General features: G+C 44.0%; 20 protein-coding genes and 1 tRNA gene. 13 read left to right on the top strand and 8 right to left on the bottom strand.

Translation table 11 applies throughout. The features are described from left to right. Positions 1-285 precede the first annotated feature (285 nt). From QL886_RS12650 to QL886_RS12635, 4 genes are read right to left on the bottom strand one after another with little or no spacing between them, the layout of a single operon-like run. Entirely contained in the window at positions 286-582 is a 297-nt protein-coding gene (locus tag QL886_RS12650) for a hypothetical protein (RefSeq protein WP_290179007.1), read from the bottom strand. A 34-nt stretch (positions 583-616) separates the two neighbouring features. Beyond that, positions 617-910, bottom strand: coding sequence for a hypothetical protein (locus QL886_RS12645; protein ID WP_101205274.1), 294 nt, complete (start codon positions 908-910; stop codon positions 617-619). Continuing rightward, entirely contained in the window at positions 907-2,151 is a 1,245-nt protein-coding gene (locus QL886_RS12640) for a tyrosine-type recombinase/integrase (protein ID WP_101205273.1), read from the bottom strand. Before QL886_RS12640 ends, QL886_RS12645 begins: the two co-directional genes overlap by 4 nt. A 19-nt stretch (positions 2,152-2,170) precedes the next feature. Further along, complete coding sequence (locus QL886_RS12635) at positions 2,171-2,386, bottom strand: hypothetical protein (protein WP_290179006.1); 216 nt, start codon at positions 2,384-2,386, stop codon at positions 2,171-2,173. Positions 2,387-2,582: 196 nt separating this feature from the next. Between QL886_RS12635 and QL886_RS12630 the strand changes: the two genes are divergently transcribed. Further along, positions 2,583-2,807: a helix-turn-helix transcriptional regulator gene (locus QL886_RS12630; protein WP_062844818.1), complete on the top strand. Its 225-nt coding sequence runs from the start codon at positions 2,583-2,585 to the stop codon at positions 2,805-2,807. 426 nt (positions 2,808-3,233) lie between these two features. Here QL886_RS12630 and QL886_RS12625 read toward each other — a convergent pair. Next, positions 3,234-3,308, bottom strand: a tRNA-Gly gene (locus tag QL886_RS12625). 260 nt (positions 3,309-3,568) lie between these two features. On the opposite strand from QL886_RS12625, the gene QL886_RS12620 reads away from it, so the two are divergent. The 3 genes from QL886_RS12620 (at position 3,569) to QL886_RS12610 (ending at position 7,836) form a co-directional block, all read left to right on the top strand. Beyond that, positions 3,569-5,239, top strand: a complete 1,671-nt coding sequence (locus QL886_RS12620; protein ID WP_290179005.1) for a thiamine pyrophosphate-binding protein — start codon at positions 3,569-3,571, stop codon at positions 5,237-5,239. Between the two features lie 191 nt (positions 5,240-5,430). Next, positions 5,431-5,766 (top strand): GlpM family protein, encoded by a 336-nt coding sequence (locus QL886_RS12615; RefSeq protein ID WP_290179004.1) that lies wholly within the window; start codon positions 5,431-5,433, stop codon positions 5,764-5,766. 279 nt (positions 5,767-6,045) lie between these two features. Further along, positions 6,046-7,836: a potassium/proton antiporter gene (locus tag QL886_RS12610; RefSeq protein ID WP_290179003.1), complete on the top strand. Its 1,791-nt coding sequence runs from the start codon at positions 6,046-6,048 to the stop codon at positions 7,834-7,836. A 16-nt stretch (positions 7,837-7,852) separates the two neighbouring features. Here the strand turns inward: QL886_RS12610 and QL886_RS12605 are convergent, their stop codons facing one another. Beyond that, entirely contained in the window at positions 7,853-8,755 is a 903-nt protein-coding gene (locus QL886_RS12605) for a LysR family transcriptional regulator (RefSeq protein ID WP_227522927.1), read from the bottom strand. A 212-nt stretch (positions 8,756-8,967) separates the two neighbouring features. Between QL886_RS12605 and speB the strand changes: the two genes are divergently transcribed. From speB to QL886_RS12560, 9 genes are all read left to right on the top strand, one after another. Further along, positions 8,968-9,936, top strand: coding sequence for an agmatinase (gene speB / locus QL886_RS12600; RefSeq protein ID WP_057760617.1), 969 nt, complete (start codon positions 8,968-8,970; stop codon positions 9,934-9,936). Positions 9,937-10,075: 139 nt separating this feature from the next. Then, positions 10,076-11,422, top strand: coding sequence for a cytosine permease (locus tag QL886_RS12595; protein ID WP_290179002.1), 1,347 nt, complete (start codon positions 10,076-10,078; stop codon positions 11,420-11,422). After that, positions 11,419-12,219 carry a carbon-nitrogen hydrolase family protein gene (locus QL886_RS12590; protein ID WP_290179001.1) on the top strand — a complete coding sequence of 267 codons (801 nt, stop codon included), beginning with the start codon at positions 11,419-11,421 and terminating at the stop codon, positions 12,217-12,219. The genes QL886_RS12595 and QL886_RS12590 overlap by 4 nt, the downstream gene beginning before the upstream one ends. Next, positions 12,216-12,959 (top strand): MBL fold metallo-hydrolase, encoded by a 744-nt coding sequence (locus tag QL886_RS12585; RefSeq protein ID WP_290179000.1) that lies wholly within the window; start codon positions 12,216-12,218, stop codon positions 12,957-12,959. The genes QL886_RS12590 and QL886_RS12585 overlap by 4 nt, the downstream gene beginning before the upstream one ends. Positions 12,960-13,051: 92 nt before the next feature. Beyond that, positions 13,052-14,773: a 5-guanidino-2-oxopentanoate decarboxylase gene (locus tag QL886_RS12580; RefSeq protein ID WP_290178999.1), complete on the top strand. Its 1,722-nt coding sequence runs from the start codon at positions 13,052-13,054 to the stop codon at positions 14,771-14,773. 104 nt (positions 14,774-14,877) lie between these two features. After that, positions 14,878-16,716: a D-lactate dehydrogenase gene (gene dld / locus QL886_RS12575; protein ID WP_290178998.1), complete on the top strand. Its 1,839-nt coding sequence runs from the start codon at positions 14,878-14,880 to the stop codon at positions 16,714-16,716. After that, positions 16,697-18,103 (top strand): YjiH family protein, encoded by a 1,407-nt coding sequence (locus QL886_RS12570; RefSeq protein ID WP_290178997.1) that lies wholly within the window; start codon positions 16,697-16,699, stop codon positions 18,101-18,103. The genes dld and QL886_RS12570 overlap by 20 nt, the downstream gene beginning before the upstream one ends. A gap of 42 nt (positions 18,104-18,145) precedes the next feature. Continuing rightward, on the top strand, positions 18,146-19,780 hold the full coding sequence (locus QL886_RS12565) for an aldehyde dehydrogenase family protein (protein WP_290178996.1): 1,635 nt from the start codon (positions 18,146-18,148) through the stop codon (positions 19,778-19,780). A 248-nt stretch (positions 19,781-20,028) separates the two neighbouring features. After that, complete coding sequence (locus QL886_RS12560) at positions 20,029-20,640, top strand: TetR/AcrR family transcriptional regulator (RefSeq protein ID WP_290178995.1); 612 nt, start codon at positions 20,029-20,031, stop codon at positions 20,638-20,640. A 44-nt stretch (positions 20,641-20,684) separates the two neighbouring features. Here the strand turns inward: QL886_RS12560 and QL886_RS12555 are convergent, their stop codons facing one another. Beyond that, positions 20,685-21,311 (bottom strand): CDP-alcohol phosphatidyltransferase family protein, encoded by a 627-nt coding sequence (locus tag QL886_RS12555; RefSeq protein ID WP_290178994.1) that lies wholly within the window; start codon positions 21,309-21,311, stop codon positions 20,685-20,687. A gap of 80 nt (positions 21,312-21,391) precedes the next feature. After that, positions 21,392-22,024, bottom strand: a complete 633-nt coding sequence (locus QL886_RS12550) for an ATP-binding cassette domain-containing protein (protein WP_290178993.1) — start codon at positions 22,022-22,024, stop codon at positions 21,392-21,394. Positions 22,025-22,038 lie beyond the last annotated feature (14 nt).

Raw genomic sequence — 22,038 nt, 5'->3', positions numbered from 1 at the left:
GCTGCGTAACTAAAATCTCCCAAGTTTAATTCTACGGGATTGACGGCAGGGGTCAGTAATGTGCCAGTTTACGACCAGCTCTCTTTTAGGTTGGTTTTTATTATTCATGGATATTTCCACTTGAAGTGATTAGAATTAAGATAATGACAGTACTTACTCTAAAGTTTTATAGAAGCCGAATCTCCCCCGAAAAGACGAATTTTGATAATTATTTATATTGATATATGTTTAACCATCAAAAAAGCCAGACAATTTAAGCTGTCTGGCTTTTTTGATAGTTAACATTTATTTATTTTCTTTATCTGTCCGCCATAAAGCATGTTCACATATTGCGCATAACCAACTATCTTTTGCGCACATATAACGAATATCAGCAGGTACTTCAATTGGACAAGCATAACCGCAGTACTCACACACAACATCGTCCAAGTAGGCATAACATTGAGCAACTGTCTCAAAGAGTACTTGAGGATTTACCTCATATTTCTCACAAAGCGTCTTCACATGTTTAATAAAGCCGCTCTGATTATCATATGCCCAGTAATCCTCACATATTTTGATATCATATGGGCTATGCGTCATATTAGGCTGAAGTTACACACTCATAATATTCTCCTCAGTAGCTTCCATAATCAGAGTGCGGTAATAGCTCATAAAGCTCGCTTTGAAGCTGACTGCTCATATCTTTTATAAAGTACCCATCTTGAGCATCCAAGCGCTTCTGCACCCATACCCGCATCGCCATATCGTTATTAAAGCACCGTTTCACTCCCAAGAAGCGAGCGAGGTTATGACCCGATGGAACGTACAACTCTCGCATCAATGCATTGGCGATCAGATTTGCATCTACACTGATTGCACCGTCAGGTTTAAACTCACCAAACAGCTCCTCATAATTGATGATTTTCATTGTGACGTCTCCTTGTCAGTTTTTGCATTCGTGATTAGTGCTTCAGTGTCAGAGCTATTCGATGCGCTGGTTAACTTCTCCTTACTCGCTAAGAGCAAGTTATCCATCGCTGAGCCATCTTGACGGGTGATATCAGGCACATAACGGCTATACACACGAAACAGCATCTCCGTACTACTGTGACCCATCTGACGAGCTATCCACTCAGGATTCTCACCAGCAGCGAGCCAAAGCGTCGCTGCGGTATGCCGAGTCTGATAAGCACGCCTGTGCTTAAGTCCGAGTAGGGCAAGTGTGGGTTTCCATACCCGTCTATTCACATTACGATACTCCAGTGGATTGCCTTGTGAATTGCAAAACACAAACTCTGACTTGCCAAAGGTGCGTGCCTTCTGGTCTTGCAGTGCGTCATACACTAACTGTGACATCGCAATATCACGTTGTGAGCCTAATGTCTTAGTCGGACCCATCTCACCATTAACTAATGCCTCTCTTATACTAATCTCACGGCGATCAAAATTAATGCAATCCCACTTCAGCCCATCTATTTCACTGGTACGCATTCCTGTAAAGAAGCGAATAGTGTAGTAGGGCTTATAATCAGCTCGAACATGCTTTAAAATCAGCCATACCTCACTCAATGTAAACGGGTTTACATCCGGACGAGCTTGTTTGAGATGCTTAATATTTTTATAAGGCATCTCAAACTCATGGCGATCTGATGCTTCTTCTAGTATCATACGAAGAAGTATCATGATCTGGTTGATCCGTGCTACTGACAGACTTGACTGACCATCTTTACCGTAACAAACTTTGGCGAGGGAGCTACGGAAGGTCAGCAAGTCTGGTTTTTTTATGGCATGTACCGCTTTACCACCAAACTCAGGTAATAAATACTTATTCAAAATAATCTTTATTTTTTGCCGATAGCTCGGTCGCCATTCAATCTTCCTCTCCTCAAAAAATGTTTCCGAAAACTCCTTAAAGGTCGGATTACGACTGATACAAGCTTCGGCTCTATCAGCCAATGCCGTCATCTCCTGGGCTCGTTCACTCTTTGGGAAGTAAGCAGCATAGTCAAAGATGCCTAAAGTTATTTCTGCTTCCATTTTTTTCATGACTTGCGCTAATTTTTTACGATTAGCTGGGTTGTCTTCTAAACTGGTCTTTTCTCGACAGCGCTTACCTAAGTAGCGGAAGTCAACGACCAGCTTACCAAACCGTCCTCGCATAGTAGCCATAGTAAATCTCCTTATTTTTTTATTGAAGTGCCATACCGTTGATAGCGCTCATAACCGGCTTGTACATGTCTTCCTCGATACGCTCCCATACGTACAAAATCTTACGACCACCAAAAGGGCGTATGTAGTGAATGTTTTCAATCAAAACGGTATCTTTCATTTGATTGCGGATAGTACGTGCGTCGTACTTGATGCGTTCGGCTAACTCATCAGTTGTTAAATAAGTATTACTCATGGTGTTTACCTCTTTTCAGTTATTAAGTCATTGCATTAAGTGATAGAATAAAAATTATTTTATCAACCTGTAAAAATGCATCTTGAAGGAATCAGTTATAATTTACCCGCTTAAAGGTAATTAGTAACCGATTTGTGTAATATATTACCTTTTTACTGCAATGTAAAGCATTTTTACCCGAAAAGAGGTAATTTTTATGATTGTGTCTAAACTTCCTGTTATTTTGGCAGAGAAAAAATTGCGTGTAGCGGATGTTGTAAGAGCAACAGGTATGAGTAAATCAACACTTCATAAGCTATACAATGAAGAGTCATCAAGAATTGACTTCAATACCATCGACCAGTTATGTGAGTTTTTAGATGTGCAGGTGGGTGACTTATTTATTTATAAGCCAAATAATAAAGATGATGAAGAGTCTTGAGGACCTACAAAATTGAAAAAGATGCGCAGAGGAATAAGTGGTAAAGCCTTATATATGACGTTTCAAGGCCTAAAATTAAGGTTGGGGTTATTTTTAAAACTTAATTTTTCATGATTTGGTCACGTTTTGGTCACGCTATGAGCTCAATATACAAAAGCAGTAAAAAAGGAAAAGCGATGTTAAAAAAATATTTCTTAGCATCACTTTTTATAAATATAAGAATAATAAGTTGGGGTCAATTACGAAATCAGTGTTTATAGCGTGGGCACGAAATGGTCACGTTTTGGTCACGGTACTGATTTTTGAGCTTTTAATATATTAGATAAACTTAGCAATTAGACTGAATAGCTAATACTGAAAAACTCTACAGCCCTTAAAACTCGGACAAAAAAAAGCCTCACTGTTAAGTGAGGCTTTTTAAGTATTTGGAGCGGGAAAAGAGATTCGAACTCTCGACCCCAACCTTGGCAAGGTTATGCTCTACCACTGAGCTATTCCCGCTAATCATCAATTAACTATCGTCAGTTGATGAAGGCGTATTATACGCATTTTTTTTTAGGTGTCAACACCTATGACGAAAAAAATTAAAGTTATTAAAATAGGCGTGTCTTCTGGCCATAGATATATGTTATAACGGTTTATTATAATATGTATTCCAAAAGCTTTGTAGTACATAAATAAGCTGGGACGCACTTTATAATTTAATCTCAATCACATTCACAATTATCAATACTTACCAAGATAAGTCATAAGGATAAAAAATGAGTCAACAATATACCATCGCTGATTATTTGTTTGATCGCGTCGCAGAAGCGGGTGCATCTGAGATATTTGGCGTACCTGGTGATTTTAACTTAACTTTTTTGGATAACGTTCTCGCCTCTGACAAGCTACGCTGGGTGGGTAATACCAATGAGCTAAATGCTGGCTATGCTGCGGATGGCTATGCACGCGAGCGTGGGTTTGCCGCTATGGTGACGACTTTTGGCGTAGGCGAACTGTCAGCAATTAACGCGACCGCAGGTTCTTTTGCTGAGTACGCGCCGGTATTGCATATCGTAGGTGCACCAAGCACAGCCTTACAAGACTCAAAACGCCGTATCCATCATTCGCTTGGTGATGGTGTATTCAATCATTTTATTAAGATGGTCGAGCCTGTGACGGTAGCCCGTGCACAGCTTACGCCTGAAAATGCTGCCTCAGAAATTGATAGAGTGATTCGCTTAATTCTCAAAAAGCATCGTCCAGGTTACCTATTGCTATCACCAGACGTTGCGCGTCAGCCTATCTATCCACCAACGACCAAGCTGATCGATAGCCAAGAAGACATTACTAGCCAAGCGGCATTGTCAGATTTTAAGCAAGCACTAACCGAGTTTTTGCCAAATAAGACCACGACACTAATGGCAGATTTGATGGTGCATCGTTTGGGTTTACAGTCACAGCTTAAAGCACTGATTGCTGATACTGATATTCCTTATACCACGCTATCTTGGGGCAAGACGCTACTTGATGAAAATAGTGATCGTTGGGCAGGCACTTATGCGGGTGTTGCTTCGCGTCCAATTGTGAAAGATGCGGTAGAAAACTGCGAATGTCTCATCAAAGTAGGGGTGCAATATACTGACACTACTACCGCAGGGTTTAGCCAAGATATCAATGAAGATGTGGTCGTAGACTTGCATTATGAGCGTGCTTCTATCAGTGGTAAGAACTTTGCACCGATTGCGCTAAAAGATGCGCTACAAGCCCTACATGAAGTGATGACCTCTGGCATTAACATCGTGCCAAAACCTTTCTGTGAAGAAGTTAAGCCGCACGAACAAAAAGGTAAAGACAGTGAGGCTATCCGCCAAGATGACCTATGGCATATTATCGCTGACCGCTTAGACCACAATAACTTGGTGTTTTCTGAACAAGGGACGGCTTATTTTGGTATCAGTGATGTGCGTCTGCCAGAAGGGGTGACATCATATGGGCAGCCGATGTGGGGGTCAATTGGTTACACGTTGCCAGCCAGCTTGGGCGCGGCGATTGCATCGCCAGATAAGCGCAGTGTGTTGTTAATTGGTGACGGCTCAGCATTGCTAACAATCCAAGAGTTGGCGGTAATGATTCAAGAACGCATCAATCCTGTGATCGTCTTAATCAATAATGACGGTTATACGGTAGAGCGTGCGATTCATGGCGAAAATCAATACTATAACGATATCCCTAAATGCGATTGGCAAATCATGCCGCGAGCGTTTGGCGCGACAGAAGAAAATAGCCTATTACTCAAAGCAGAGACAGCAGGCGAGCTAAAATCTGCTTTTGACAAAGCTGCTGCGACTACCGATAAGCTTATAATGATTGAGGTGATCGCAGACAAGCATGATATTCCGCCATTGCTAGCAGACATCAGCGCCGCACTAAAGCCAAAAAAGGATTAAGTAATTCGTAAAAGCTTACTGAATAAAAGTAAACAGCCCCATTTAGCAACTTAGCTAAGTGGGGTTTCTTGCATTTTTTTATCATACGGATTAATTAATCAGCGATTGCTCTTATGTCAGTTTGCAGACTTTAGTATCATGGCGGATTGGGCTACGTTCAGCCTTTATAGTCAACAGGAGATGGACCCGTCGTGATTTGGTTAAAAATGCTCATCGGCGCCTTGATGGTACTGGCGATTCAATTATTCGCCCAAACCCGATTTTTCTATTTGGCGGCACTTGCGCCACTATTCCCCACTTTTACGTTAATCAGTCACTTTATCGTTGGTACTGAGCGCAGTCCCGCTGATTTAAAGGTCGCGCTGATATTCAGTATGCTTGGCGTCATACCGCATTTGATTTATACCTTTGTGGTGTTTTTTAGCATCAGTTATATGAGCTTATACAAAGCACTAATGCTAGGTGTGGTCGCTTGGACGGTTGCGGCTGCGATTCTGGTACTGACATGGCAATACATTCAAGGTTAAGTAATATTAAGACGTAAACTCTTTTAGCACAGCAGGGGTATTTTATAAGCTTAACTTTAATATTTGAACTTTTTTTATTGAAGTCTTTTTTATTGAATTAGTATTGGCTGCTGGTTCTGATAGTGATGCTAATATTATCATAAATAATTGTCATTCATATTTTGAATAACGGCCGCTTATGATAGGCTCACTGGTGCAATATCTACTAACAGCAAGATAACGAAAACCCCATCGCAATCAACTACTATTCTTAATAATAAAAAATAGGGCTCAAAAAAAATGGATACCTTAAATATCCTGTATCTCGTAGGCGCAGTATTAATTTTCGCCAGTATCATGGCGAGTACATTATCGGCGCGCTTAGGCGTACCATTGTTGTTGCTGTTTTTGATAGTGGGTATGTTGGCAGGCGAGCAGGGTATCTTGGGTATTGAGTTCTCCCAATATGCGCTAGCCAATTTCGTTGGGCAGGCCGCCTTAGCCTGTATCTTGCTAGATGGTGGTTTACGTACGTCTTTTAAATCGTTTCGAGTAGGGCTAAAACCTGCGATTACGCTGGCCACGTGGGGTGTGTTGGTCACGGTCATGGTGCTAGGGGTATTTGTTACTTGGCTGCTCGATGTCGATTGGCGCTTTGGTCTACTGATGGCAGCGATTGTCGGCTCGACCGATGCAGCAGCGGTATTTTCTCTATTACGTAATGGCGGCGTCAAGCTTAACGACCGTGTACAAGCAACGCTTGAACTTGAGTCTGGTGCCAACGATCCCTTGGCTATTTTATTAGTTACTGGCTTGATTGCCCTAAATGTTGATCCTGATGGTCAGACAGTGTTCGGCTTTTTAGTTTTATTACTACAGCAGCTGAGCTTTGGGCTAGGTATGGGCTTATTGTTCGGTTATTTCCTATCCCGATTATTGCCCAAGGTACATTTGGCAGAAGGCATGTACGCTATTTTGATTCTCTCAGCTGGCTTGGCTGTGTTCGCCGCGACCAACCTCATTGGCGGCAGTGGGTTTTTGGCGGTATACCTCACTGGTGTGTTAATCGGTAACCATAAGGTACGTTCAACAGAGCATGTCATGCGAGTGATGGACAGCTTTGCTTGGTTGTCTCAGGCAGTGCTATTTGTGGTATTAGGGCTGCTAGTCACTCCGTCAAACGTCCTCAATGTCTGGCATTATTCGGTTGCGATCGCACTCTTTATGATCTTTGTGGCACGTCCTATTGCCGTCTATACCAGCGTAAAACCATTCAAATTTAAAGACAGAGAGATTGGGTTTATCTCTTGGGTTGGTTTGCGCGGTGCAGTACCTATTACCTTGGCGATTTTACCGGTCATGGCTGGGATAGATAACGCCTTTATGCTGTTTGATATTGCCTTTGGCGTCGTGGTTCTGTCGTTGATTTTGCAAGGCACAACCATCCCTACGATGGCCAATCTGTTTAAGGTACGTATTCCAACCAATAAAGATCCGAAAGAAGAACATGAGGTCTGGGTGTCCGATAAGGCCAGTATCACGCTGTATGAGTTTGAGGCAAAGTCGGGCGCATTTGCCATTGGGCGTCATCCTATGGGTATCTCCAAAGGTATCAATCCAGATGAAATCAGTGTATTTTCGCTAGTCCGTAATCAGCAAATCGTAGTAGTCGATGACAATACAAAGCTAAAATTCGGCGACAGTGTCTGGTATGCCATGAGAGGTAATCACGCGAGCAAAATCGCCAAGATTTTTAATGACACGACATTAGATCGCAAAGCTATCGATGACTTCTATGGCGATTGGTTGCTATCACCGAGTGTTAAGCTTGGAGACTTGCCATTTTTTACAGGAATTATGGCGTCTGAGACACTGGTAAAAACACTTAAAACGTCCGATGAAGACAGCGCAAAAAACATGTGGGAGCAGACGGTGGCCGAGTACGTAAAATCACATTTAGGTACCGCGCCAGTGTCGGGCGATACCGTTGTGGTGAGTGACGAGTGGTCATTGGTCATTAAGGAAGTCGATGACAAAGGGAAGCTAAGAACCATTGGTCTAAAGTACCAACAACCGTCTGCAATAGTGTAATAAACCTAGTGGTATCTTATAATAAGTTCATCATCTTATTCAAAAAATCAGCCGCTTGTTTAGGCTGATTTTCTCGATATGCCCAATGGTGCTCGACATCATAGCTTGCCTCATCAGGCAGCAGTATTTTCATCAGTCCCATACCCTCATAACGCTTCGCTAAATCACGCGGCAAGTAGCCAACATGGTGACCTGCAAGGATAAGCTGGGCTGTCGCCTCCATATGATAAGTAGTCGCGCTTAATGTCTTGGGGCGAATATGATTGATATGATGCTCTACCACATAGCCTCTTTTTATCCACGGATAGTTCTGTTCTAAATCATCAAAAGTTAATCCGTCTGAGTTGTAAAACAATCTATGTTCGCGTCCACAGCAGACCACTTGTTTTTCAACAAATGCTGGCTTAAAGGTCAGTAAAGGTGGAAAGCTGCCAAAATAACCCACGCCAATGTCACTCTCGTTACTTAAGAGCTTTTCTAACATGCTCTCAGGGCTTTGTACGTCGATAGAAAAGTGTATTAACGGGTTATTACGGTAGCTGTTGGCTAGACGTTGTCTAAGCGCATCATAAAAAAACTTGGGCATCTGATCAATCAAGCAAAGCCTGATGTGCCCGCCGTGAACTGAGTCTAATTGCTTAATATAATGCAGCTGATGTTGAAAGCTGGCGACTGATTCGGTAAAGCCCAAACATGCCTCATACACCGCCGCACCGTCCTCTGTGAGCTTAAATCCTGCTCGACCACGATGACACAGCGTCATGCCTAAGCGATCTTCTAAGTGGGTTAAGTGTCCACTGATTACAGAAGTAGTGACATTCAAACGTGACTGAGCGGCCGTCACGCCTTGACACTCTACGATAGCCATAAAGCTGCGTAGTGTTTTGATGTCTATCTTTATCAGTTCATCCAATATCAAAAGCGGCTCCTTATTTATTAAATCAATATCATCTTTTTTTAATCGATACTACCTTTCATAAACTTCTGATAGTGACCTATAAGCGCACTTTACTACGAAAAAATAGAAGTTTACTTCTAAATTTTACCATGGTTCCTTCTCTTATATTTATGTATTGTCAATGGCATGTAGCAAATTGTGTACTTAAACCAAATAGAACAAGGAAGTAACTTATGACATTCAATCAACCATTAAGCGGCAATGATATGCCAAGATTTGGCGGTTTCGCTTCTATGATGCGTCTGCCAACTCAAGCCGATGCTGAAGGGTTAGATGTGGCGTTCGTTGGCGTACCTTTAGATATTGGTGCATCCAACCGTAGCGGTGCAAGATTGGGTCCTAGACAGATTCGTGATGAGTCAAGAATGATTCGTCCCTACAATGTGGCCACTCGTGCTGCGCCTTTTGAGTCATTACAAGTCGCTGACATCGGCGATGTGCCTATCAATACGTTCAATCTGCTAAAAAGCGTTGATATCATCGAAAAATTCTATACCGATAAAATCGTCAAACACGGCGCGATTCCTCTAACACTAGGCGGCGATCATACTATCGCGTTACCTATCCTGCGTGCCCTTGCCAAAAAACATGGCCCTGTCGGTATGGTACATATCGATGCTCATGCTGATATCAATGATGATATGTTTGGCGAAAAAATCGCGCATGGTACGCCGTTCCGCCGCGCTGTCGAAGAAAACCTAATTGATGGCAATCGTGTGGTACAGATTGGTCTACGTGGTACAGGCTATAGCGCTGAAGAGTTTGACTGGTCAACTGAGCAAGGATTCCGCGTGGTACCTGCTGAGGAGTGCTGGTATAAGTCGCTAACACCGCTCATGGCGGAAGTACGTGAAAAGCTAGGTGATGGTCCTGTCTATTTGAGCTTTGATATCGACGGTATTGATCCTGCCTTTGCCCCAGGAACGGGTACTGCTGAAATCGGCGGCTTGACCTCTACTCAAGGTATCGAAATCATTCGCGGTATGCGTGGTCTAGATGTGGTGGGTGGGGACTTAGTTGAAGTATCACCACCTTATGATCCATTCGGTAACACCTCGGTATTGGCAGCGAACTTATTGTTCGAGATGCTATGTATCCTGCCAGGCGTACGCTATGACGACAAGGTTAAGGCGGTTTACTAGTCGTTATGTATCAACATGATAACCATAAAAGGAATGGGTTATTAACAGTCTCTTATTGGTTAGATGTGGAGTATAGAGTAGCTTTATCGGCACCAGTGCAATGACTGGTATTAATATAACTCAGTTAAGGAAGACGCTAATGAGTAAACCTTCTTCATTTTTTGGTCAAGATACGCTTTCTCCAAATGAAGCTGGACACAGTTTGGGTTCAATTGGTACGTTTGCGCTGTGGTTTGGTGCCAATATCGTAGTCACGACCATCTTAACTGGGATGTTGTTGGTACCAGATCTACGATTTACCACTGCTATTACGACCGTACTCATTGGTTCTTTAATCGGTGCAATTCCACTGCTTTTGGTTGGTTTGATGGGCCAGCGTACCGGTTTGCCATCGATGGCTTTAACACGTAGAGCTTATGGACCACTTGGTAGCCAGTTGATTTCACTGGTAAACATGGGTGTGCTCATTGCGTGGAGCTGTATTCAGGCGCTGCTCGCTGGCATGAGTCTGAACTACGCGATTGAAGCGACCACGGGTTATAGCAATCTGCCACTGTTTGTGATCTTGTGCGAGACAGTCGTGGTGCTAATTGTGCTACGTGGTCACCTCGGTATTGAGCTTGTTGAACGTTGGGCGGCACTAGCCATGGCAGGTCTGACTGTTGTCGTGCTTTATCAACTTAATCAACATTATGATGTATCGACACTGTTTGAGATGCCAGTTGAATCACGTAATGGTATTACGTTAGGTATTGCATTTGATATCGTCATTGCTACTGCATTCTCTTGGATGTCTTCGGCAGCTGATTACAACCGTAACTGTAAGACTTCAAAGATTGCCGTATGGGGTACTTACTTTGGCTACATCATGGCGGCTATCGTTGCGATGGGTTTGGGTGCGACGATATCAGGGCTGTCTATCTTAAACGGTATGGAACAGACTTACGATCCGACTCGTCTGCTTGCTGACTTTGGTTTTGGCCTGCCCGCTGCGCTAGTTATCTTCTTTTCAGTCATGACAACCAACGTAATGGCAGTCTATAGCGCAACGCTATCCTGCATGAACATCGCTCCTAACATGAGCTTTTGGAAACCTGCACTTATCATTGGCTTGGTCACTATCTTTGGGGCGCTGATACCAGGTATTTTAGACCAGTTCCAAAACTTTTTATTGATTGTAGGTGCACTATTTATCCCAGCATTTTCAGTCATGATTGTCGATTATTACCTTGTTGGTCAAGAGAGCTATACCGCAAAGCTGCTTGATTCTACTAAACAGTTAGGCCGTCCTACTGCAAAGATTGCTATCTCAGCATATCTAATCGGTGCAGCGCTCGCCGCATACTGGACTCTGATAGCGCCTCCATCTTTCGGTGCTTCATTACCTGTCTTTATTATTACTGGTGGACTTTACTGGTTAGGTGCGACTCTGTTTACTCGTCCTAATAGAGCTGTTACTTCAGCTCAAAAGGAGCCATCATTATGAAATTGATGATTGCTCAAACCAGCCCTTTACTGGCTGAAGCGACGGCCAATCTAGAAGCTTTAGAGTCGCTTTGTCGCCTAGCAGTAGAGGCAAAAGTAGATCTGCTTGCGTTGCCAGAGCTTGCATTTACAGGCTACAACATCTTTAAGCATCTTGATCGCTTAGCGCAAACTATTGATGGTCCAATTGTCACTGAGGCAGCGAGACTTGCTAAGAAATATAACTTGCATCTATTGTTTGGTCTTGCTGAGCGCCAGTCTAATGGTGAGTTAAGCAACTCTGCCATACTGCTAGATGACAATGGGCAACACCTTGCGACTTATAACAAGCGTCACTTATGGGATCGTGAAAACGAGTTCTTTACAGCAGGTAAAAAATTCTGCGTGGTTGATACTCGATTTGGCAAATTGGGTTTAATGATTTGCTACGATAATGAGTTCCCAGAGGTGGCAAGAGCACTGGCACAAGCGGGGGCAGAGGTCATACTGTCACCGACAGCAAATATGCTGCCAAATGCAGAGCGTCAAGTACTGCAAATCCGCGCTCGTGCCATGGACAATCAATGCTTTGTTGCTTGTATCAACCGCTCAGGCGTAGAAGATACCCTTCATTACTGTGGCAATAGCATCGTCGCTGGTCCCGATGGTGAGGTAATCGGAAGGCTTGGTTTGACAGCTGGCACGATGATAGTAGATATCGATCTCGCCCGTATTGATGAGAGTCGCACGCACCAAAATTATCTTAAGGACCTGCGTGTTCTTAAAGATACTCATGTCGTTAATGGAGCTGACTTATGAGTGAGCAGTCATTATCTCGAATCAAACCAGAAAACTGGTATCGAACCACTACGCTCAGTGACGGAATCACACTTATTGATGAGCCATGGATTAAACCGTTTTTCCGCTGTAATTTGTGGCACGTACGGGGTAGCGAACGCGATTTATTAGTAGATTTTGGGTTAGGTGCTGTACCATTGCGCCGCCATGTCGCTTTGCTCGCTGATCGCGATATCGTTGGTGTAGCCAGTCACACCCATTTTGACCATATTGGCGCAGCAAATGAGTTTGACTGCTGTCATGTCCATTCTGCTGAAGCACACATCTTAGCTGAGCCAGACAATGCTCGTACTTTGGCAGATATGTTTGTTAACGATGAGATGTTTGACGCGCTACCGCCTGAACCTTATGCCCATTACGGCTATAAAATTGCTGCACCAGCGAAAATTATGCAGCTTGAAGATGGTGACGTGATTGATTTGGGCAATCGTCAATTTGAAGTAATTCATACGCCGGGTCATTCTCCAGGTGGTATCGCCTTGTGGGAAGCTGCTAGCGAAACGCTGATTTCTGGTGACCTTATCTATGATGGCCCATTAATTGAAGATACATGGCACAGCAATATGTCTGACTACGCTAAAAGCATGCGCCGCTTAAATGCACTGCCGGTGCGAGTCGCTCATGGTGGTCATTTTCCTAGCTTTTCAGGTAAACGCTTAAACATCATGATTGATGATTGGTTACGGCACCATGACTTGTAATGAATAGCACTCAATAACGATTAAAAATAAACCATTGGCCAATATAAAAATTTTAACTTAATACTAATTATATTTTTCAGGATGACTGACCCATGACCCAATTGACGCAAACGCCTTCTTCTTTGTCTGACACATTAACATTGACCTGTGGTGAGCTATTGGTGCAGTGGCTAGAGTATTATGGTGTAGAGACCGTTTTTGGTATCCCTGGTGTGCACACGGTAGAGCTGTATCGCGGTCTACCTAATACCAATATTCGTCATGTGACACCGCGTCATGAACAAGGTGCTGGGTTTATGGCGGATGGCTACTACCGTGCCTCTGGCAAGATTGGCGTGTGCTTTATCATCACTGGCCCTGGTATGACCAATATCATGACGGCGATGGCGCAAGCACTGGCTGATTCGATACCGATGTTGGTCATCTCTAGTGTCAATAAAGTCAAAGACACGGGTAGTGGCGAAGGGCATTTACATGAGCTTCACGATCAGCAAGGCATGATTAGTAAAGTAGCATTGACGAGTAAGACTATTTGGCAACCTGAATCGCTACCGAAAGTCATTGCAGAAGCTTTTGCCTTATTTAACGGTGCACGTCCGGGGCCAGTACATATTCAGCTGCCTATCGATATCATCACCGCTGATGCTAGCCACGTTGCTAAGCCGCCTAGTTTAAATGCTGTAGCAAATAGCGAAGCTGGTACAAATAGCTTGAGCCTACCACAGGTCACAAGACCACTGCCGAATCCTACGCAATTAGACCTAATCGTACAGTCATTAAAGACCGCAAAAAATCCTGTAATACTTTATGGGGGCGGCTGTGTCGATGTCGATCACGATGCACAGCGATTGGCAGAGTTGATAGATGCGCCAACGTTTTTGACGATTAATGCCAAAGGTTTGCTGCCACCTGGTCATCCGTTAAGTTTGGGTAGCAACCAGTCATTAGACGCAGGCCGAGCCGTGATTACCGAGGCGGATTGGGTATTAGCGATTGGGACTGAGCTTGGTGAGACTGACTATGACGTGTTCTTTAATGGTGGGTTTAAAATAAACGGTACGCTGGTACGTATCGACTGTGATGCCCAGCAATTGCAGCGTCCATTTAGAGCGGATATCGCGGTACTGTCCGATGCGCAGATGGCGATTAGTGGTCTATGTAGCCGCCTAGAAAATCAGACATTCGATCATCAAGCACTGTCACGAGTAAACGAAGCAAAGCAGGCCATCTTGAAGGATGTAACGACAGACTTTGCGGGTCAAAATGCCTTACTAAAGCTGATCAGAGATGAAGTGGAAGACGTCATTTTCGTTGGTGATTCAACGCAGCCTGTCTATAGCGGTAACCTTGGTCTTGAAGCCTTGGCGACGCGTAAATGGTTTAACTCATCGACGGGTTTTGGCACATTAGGTTATGGGTTGCCTGCCGCTATCGGGGCAATGATTGGCTCAAATCTACCCGTCGTCAGTCTAATGGGTGACGGCGGTATTCAATTTACGATTGCCGAGCTTATCTGCGCGGCCGAGCTTGAGCTATCATTGATTGTTTTGCTATGGAACAACCAAGGCTACGGTGAGATTCGTCGTTATATGGAAGAGGGCGGTTTACCACTAATTGGCGTCAATATCAAAACGCCAAACTTTGAGCCACTAGCAGCAGGGTTTGGGGCTGGCTATCGTAGAATCACTGATAAGCAGCAATTGCTAGACGCATTAAAGACAGACACAAAGGGTAAACAACCAATCATTTATGAGATTGATGAAGCGGACGACTTTCTAAAAGAAATGGCTGAGACAGTGACTTATTTTAGTTAAAGTAATACTGGCGCTAATGCCACGGATAATCACGAGACCGATAGTCACAGTTCTAAAAAACGACAAAAAAATGACAAACGCTGGTTACGCAAGGAAAGACGTTCATGACGCCCAATGCTAGAGAAATGTCAGAAAGTAGACATGAGCAAATGCCGCGTTTGTTGACGGAGCTTGCTGCTGTCGTTGGTACGACCAATGTATTGACAAAACCTAGCCAACAGCAGTCTTATGTACAAGGTACGATTGAGGCTGTCACAGACGCGCCCTTAGCAGTTGTGATACCGCATTCTCTTGTGGCACTATGGCGCGTCATTAATATCTGTGCCGCTGCCGATGTGATTATCATTGCTCAAGCGGCCAATACAGGCCTAACAGGTGGCTCAACACCGAATGGAGATTATGACAGGCCACTAGTCGTAATCTCTATGCAGTTATTGGGCGGCGTGCATTTACTCAACGATGCAGCAGAGTTGATCGCTTTGCCCGCTGCCACCCTTCAGCAATTAGAGTCTACGCTTGCGCCATTAGGCCGTGAGCCGCATTCCGTATTGGGCTCTAGTTGCGTGGGTGCATCAGTGATAGGCGGCATCTGCAATAGCTCAGGCGGGATGCTAGTGCAGCGTGGACCTGCCTACACTGAGATGGCGTTATTTGCTAGACGTAATACATCAGGAGCGTTTGAGTTAATCAATCATCTAGGACTGGATTTGGGTTCGCATCCAGAGGAAATGCTAGAGAACCTACAAGCTGGTACATTTAGCGAAGCGTTAGATAGCACGAGTGACAGTAAAGCCTGTACCAACCATTATTATCAACATAAAGTCCGTGATTGTGAGGCAGAAACGCCTGCTAGATTTAACAACGATCCCAACGGTCTGTATGAAGCGTCTGGTTCAGCTGGCAAGGTCATTGTATTTTCGGTGAGGGTAGCGACCTTTGCCAAACCTAAGCAAGAGCAAACGTTTTATATTTCGACCAACGACGCTGATATCTTGACCACACTTAGAAAACAATGGTTAAAAAGCGAGTTGAAATTGCCTGTGTTGGCAGAGTATATGCACAAAGACTATAACGACATCACGATGCACTATGGTCGAGACACTTGTCTGAGTATGCGTAAGCTTCCTGCCAGCAAGATAGGGTCGCTGTATCGACTGCAAGCAAAGGTTGGCTACTATCTGGATAAGTGGCATCTTCCAAAGACACTGCCAGATCGGATATTACAGATGACATCTAGGTTTATGCCACCGTCATTACCAGCCACTTTGAATGCGCAGGCACTCTCGTATAAATACCATTTGATTATAAAAGTCGCAGATGGTTTTGTTAACGACTTTGATAATGGCATTAATAAAAATTCAGATAAAGATTCTAATAAAACTGATGGCAACAATATCGCTGCTGCGCAGGATTTTTTGCAAAATCATATGCAGCAGTATCAAGGTGCGTTGCATGTATGCACAGAGCTTGAATCGCAATCACTGTTGGTATTTCGCAGTGCCGCAACCGCTGCCATGTTTCGTTATCATAATTTAAATCAAGACAAATTTGGCGAGCTGCTATCGACCGATATTGCCTTACCTAGAAATGCTGTAGATTGGGACGAGACTCTACCTGAACATTTACAAGAACAAGTCAGCAAAACTTTTTATTTGGGGCATTTTTTCTGTCATGTCATGCACCAAGACTATTTATTGAAACCTAAGACCAATGCCAAGCAATTCAAGGATGAACTGCTAGCATTTTATGATAAGCGTCATATTGAGTATCCTGCTGAGCACAATGTGGGGCATGCATATCCTGCTAAAACTGAGCTACATTATTTTTATAAAAAACTGGATCCAACCAATTCGCTTAACCCAGGTATTGGTCAGACAGAGAAATGGAAAAACTGGCAATCATCGCCCATCAAGGAGAAATTAAATGACGAGTTATATGGATAAGTCGCAGCAGCCGATTTTAGGGAATAATACGGTCGATCCAGAAACGCCAAAAGCAGGACAGTGGCGTGCAGCAATGTGGAAGTTTTTGTTGTTTTCAGCATTGGGTATTGCGTTATTTATCATACCGTTTGAGTGGGATGGTAAAGTCACGATCTTATTGGGTGTGTTGACCGATACGCTACAATCCGCCTTAGGTGGTTTGGTGACCTATATCACGATGGCGCTCGTGACGATATCCTTTTTTGGTGCACTAGCAGTCAAAGTATTGAAGCCAAATCTAAATGAAGGTTCGCTCGCTAAAAAACTCTTTGATATTGAGTGGTTTTGGCTTGCTATCCGATTTTTAGGCATGGCATTTGTTTGGATGATTTTTCTACAAGTTGGCCCCGAGTTTATTATCAACCGTAATACGGGCGGTGTCATTTTTGAAGATTTGATTCCTGTCTTAATTCCGTTGTTCTTCTTTGCCATTTTATCGCTGCCATTTTTGACTGATTTCGGCTTGATGGAGTTTTTGGGTACGTTAGCCAGTAAAGTATTTATCAAGCTCTTCAAACTGCCTGGTCGTTCTGCTGTCGATGCGATGTCTTCTTGGTTTGGTGCAGCGTCTATCGGCCTGCTAGTCACTATGCAAGAGTATGACAAAAGCTTCTATAGCCAGCGTGAAGCTGCCATTATCGCGACCACTTTTTCCGTCACTTCTATCGCCTTTACCTATGTAGTGGCAAAAACCATCGGCGTGGACAATAACTTCGTCTTCTTTTATCTGACCATTGCGCTAACCGGTTTTATCGCTGCGATTATCATGCCGCGCATACCACCATTATCACTCAAGCCTGATACGTATCACTCGGGCAAAAGTATGCTAGATGAAGGCATCCCTGCTGAATATACAACGTACCAGTGGGCGGTCAATCGTGCCGTCACTCGCGCGCATTCTATGCCTAGCTTAGGTAAAGTGTTCAAACGCAGCGTACATAATCTGTTTGATATCTATTTGGGACTAATTCCAGTAACGTTCGCTATCGGTACGATTGGTCTTGGTTTAGCAGAGTACACGCCTGTCTTTAATTGGATTGCGACACCGCTTGTACCAGTACTTGAATGGTTACAGATTCCAGAAGCGGCCAAAGCTGGCCCGGCCATGATTATGGGCTTTGCAGATATGTACTTGCCAGCATTGGTCGGTAAAAGCATTGAAAGTGAGATGACACGTTTCATCGTTGGTGCTGCCTCAATTACTCAGATTATCTACATGTCTGAAGTCGGTGCGCTGATTTTGAAGTCAAACATTAAGCTAAATGTATTAGAGCTATTTTTAATCTTTATCCTTCGTACGCTTATCAGCTTGGTAGTAATTACGTCTGTGGCGCATCTACTGTATTAGTGGCGTGTCTAGTATTCACAAGGCATCTAGCCTGACAATGATATGCAAAAATATGCAAATGGTCGGTTTTTCTGTAGTCAGTTAAACCGACCATTTAGCCAATCACATTACGGACGTTACGTACATAAAGACAATTTGATCAAAAATATAAGGCGACTGACCATTATGGAAATGCTGAACTCTACAGACTTAACCAGAGAAACTGCCATACAAACGGCTCAAAATGAAGTTGTACTCAATGCCGCTTATATCAATGGTGATTGGGTTACGATTGAAGCATCTGAGACCGATTCTAACCATTCAAATAACCATGCGTTGTATGATCCAAATTCAGGCGAGGTGATCGCAACGACGCGCTTATGCACCAGTGCCCATGTAGAGCAGGCAGTAGAAGCGGCTGATGAAGCCTTTGCTGGCTGGTCACAGACTAGTGTAAGTGAGCGTGCCCGCTATCTAAATGCAATTGCAGAATCTATGGAGCAGCAATTCGATAAGTTGGTTGGGCTGTCTGTATTAAACAACGGCAAGCCAATTGAAGAAGCAAAGATAGACGTAGGGGACGCTATTGCCTGCTATCGCTACTATGCCAATCTCATCACAGAGCAGGCAACATGGTCTAAAGTATCAACGCTTGAATCGGGTATTCATTTGTTAAAGACATACTCGCCAGTGGGTATTTGTGCGCTGATTACCCCTTGGAACTTCCCAATGGTAACGACCTCTTGGAAGTTGGCACCTGCGCTAGCGGCAGGTTGTACTGTGCTATTGAAACCGTCTGAGGTGACATTATTACCAGAGCTTATGCTAGGTAATATCTTATCTGAGATAGGCTTGCCAAAAGGGGTGGTTAATATTTTACCGGGTGCTGCGCAAGTGGGCACTGCTATGACCAGTCATCCATTGATTGACAAAGTATCGTTTACTGGCAGTAATATAGTTGGTGAAAAGGTGATGGTTCAAGCAGCAAAAGGCATCAAAGACATTAGCCTAGAGTTGGGTGGCAAGTCTGCTATTATGGTCTGCGCAGATGCTGATATTGATTATGCTTGTGATTTAATCATTGGTGGCATATTTACCAATGCAGGTCAGATATGCTCGGCCACGTCGCGTTTGGTTGTCCATCAAGATATCGCTACACAGCTGTTTGACACATTAAAAGTCAAAACGGAAAGTTTGCAGATTGGTGATGGTTTTGCGACAGAGACGCAGATGGGTCCATTGGTGAGCGAGCAGCAGCTGAACCAAGTTAAGAAATTCTTTGATATTGCGACAGCTGAAAATCTAAATTGCTTAACCGGCGGTCAGTTATTAGAAGCATCTGGCTATTTTGTAACGCCAACTGTCTATACGAATGTGCCAACGACCAGCCAATTATGGATGGAGGAAGTGTTTGGGCCTGTATTAGTCTGTGCAACCTTTACTGACGACGCAGAGGCTATCCGTTTAGCTAATGATAGCAAGTTTGCTCTAGCAGCTACTATTGTGAACGCCGATGAGACTGCCGCACTCGAGATGGCGTTACAAATCAAAGCCGGGCATATCTGGATTAACGAGCAACAAATCGTACTGCCAGAAGCAGGCTGGGGCGGGTTCAAACACAGCGGTATTGGCCGTGAGTTGGGCGGTGATGGTTTGTCCGCTTATCAGAAGAGCAAACACGTATTACTGACCGATTAATTGGATTTTTAACTAGATTATCACTAGCCACTGTAGAGACCATTTACTAGCTATCAGCATGACTGTTGAATTATTGTAGAGTGATTGTTGATAGTTAAGTCGCGCTCTAGCATTACGTTTGTTTACCAGACCGTTTCTTATATTAACTTTACTGTCGCACCCATTCAGGATAAAATTGAGCAATCATTCAAGTTTTATAGCCGTGCCCATTTTTATATGAGGTCACGGCTTTTTAAATGGGGCACATTATGTCACGCACCGCACTTTACAACCGTCATGACGCCTTGGAGCGTGCGCTACAGCTTTTTTGGCAAAAGGGCTTTCATGCCACATCTCTAAAAGACATCGAGCAAGCGCTCGATATGCGCCCAGGCAGTATCTATGCCGCTTTTGGTAATAAAGAAGGCCTATTTCAAGAAGCGCTAGAATACTATGCACGTTTAGGTCTGACCGAGCTTGAGCGAGTATTAAGCCATCATGAAACGCCTTTATTAGGACTAGCCGCTTATATACGTCAGCTTGGCGGGATTCGTGATAAGGCGTTACCGAGCCGAGCCTGTATGTTGGTCAAAAGCTTACTAGAGCTGGGCGCGCGTGAGCAGACAGCGTTAACCAAGGTAGAAATGCTGCTGGCAGGTATGGAGACGCGTTTTATAGAATGCTTTAAGGAAGCGCAGAATGTCTGTGAGATGGATAGTGAGCTTGATCCGGTTAGACTTGGTCGCCGTCTACAAGCAGAAGTTATGGGGCTGCGTGCCTTTGCCCAGCGTGACATAGAGAGCTCGACGGTACACGCCCTTGCCGAAGATATGGCTTTATCTATAGAAGCACTGCGACTCGATGATTCGGTAAATGCTTAGCGGTATGATGGCTGGGTTTTGATACGGCGTATATCTCTAGGCGCTTACTTGGTAGATTCGAGCTTTTTGAGAGTATGATACCCACCATGTATACGAGTGAAAATAGTAACAGCGCAGGCAGTAGCAAAGATACCAGCAAGTAGCACAAAATGCTGAGGCCAAATACAGAGAGCGATAAAAAGAGCAATGGTCTCGGTGCCTTCTGTAAGACCGTTGAGGTAATAAAAGCTCTTATATTTAAACTGCGGCTTGTCTAATTGAAACTTTTCTGCAGAAATCGCAAAGGCCAAAAAGCTCGAACCTGTCCCAATAAATGCCGCTAACAACAAGGCACCTGCAATAGCGTTTTGCGCAGGGTTGGCCAAAATAAACCCAAGTGGCACAGCGGCATAAAACAAAAAATCGAGGGTTATATCTAAGTAGCCGCCAGCGCTAGAGCTTTGCTTTGCGTAGCGTGCCATTGCGCCATCAAGTCCATCAAAGATACGATTCAATATTATCGCTGCCAGTGCGCCATACCATAGCTCAAACGCGAGTAGTGGTAATGCCAACATACCAACCAAGAATCCAGCTACCGTAAGCTGATCAGCCGTAATACCGAGCTTATGCAATGTCGCTACTATTGGGGTTAGCAGCGGCTTGATCACGGGCGTAATAAACTTGTCTAACATGCGAGCTGCCTTTTATATTTTGCTTATTTTGGTACTTTGATTGGGTATTTAGCGTTGATATTTGACTCTGATGTCCAAAACTATTGTCCTACATAAATAACTTTACCATTGGCTGCTTCAGCGTCGCTTTGGTCGTGCGTGACCATAATAGCAGGCAACTTATGAGTACGAATCTGATCGAATACCAATTGCCGTGTATCCATTCTCAACTGAGTATCAAGTTTGCTAAACGGCTCATCAAGTAGTATCGCTTTGGGTTCACTCAGCAGCGTGCGTAGTAGGGCAACACGTGCTTGTTGACCACCTGATAAGTTATCAGGATGACGATCTCCCATCCCTTCTAAGCCCACTTGCGCTAAAGACTGCGCTATTTTCTCAACCCGCTGTTTTTTGTTTCCTTTTGGCATGGCAAAAGCAATATTGCCTGCGACGGATAGATGCGAAAACAGCAGTGCGTCTTGATACAGAACACCAATACGGCGCAAATGCGCAGGCAGGTGAGTCACGTTCTCATCGTTTAACCAGACAGTACCCGTCGCGGTAAAATCGCTCGCCAAAGTGCCTGTTAGCCAGTTTAGTAAGCTGGACTTGCCACTACCAGAAGGGCCCATCACGGTTAGGATATCACCACCAGCGATGTGCTCATTGATACTCAATAGCTGCTCGTTTTGACGAAACAGCTGTAAGTCATTTATCTGTAGAGATGATGGCATCAGGAACCCTTTAT

The organism is Psychrobacter sp. APC 3281 (assembly GCF_030407815.1).
Lineage (GTDB): Bacteria > Pseudomonadota > Gammaproteobacteria > Pseudomonadales > Moraxellaceae > Psychrobacter.
The sequence above is the reverse complement of the archived record's forward strand: the minus strand, read 5'-3'. Positions and strand labels throughout refer to the sequence as shown.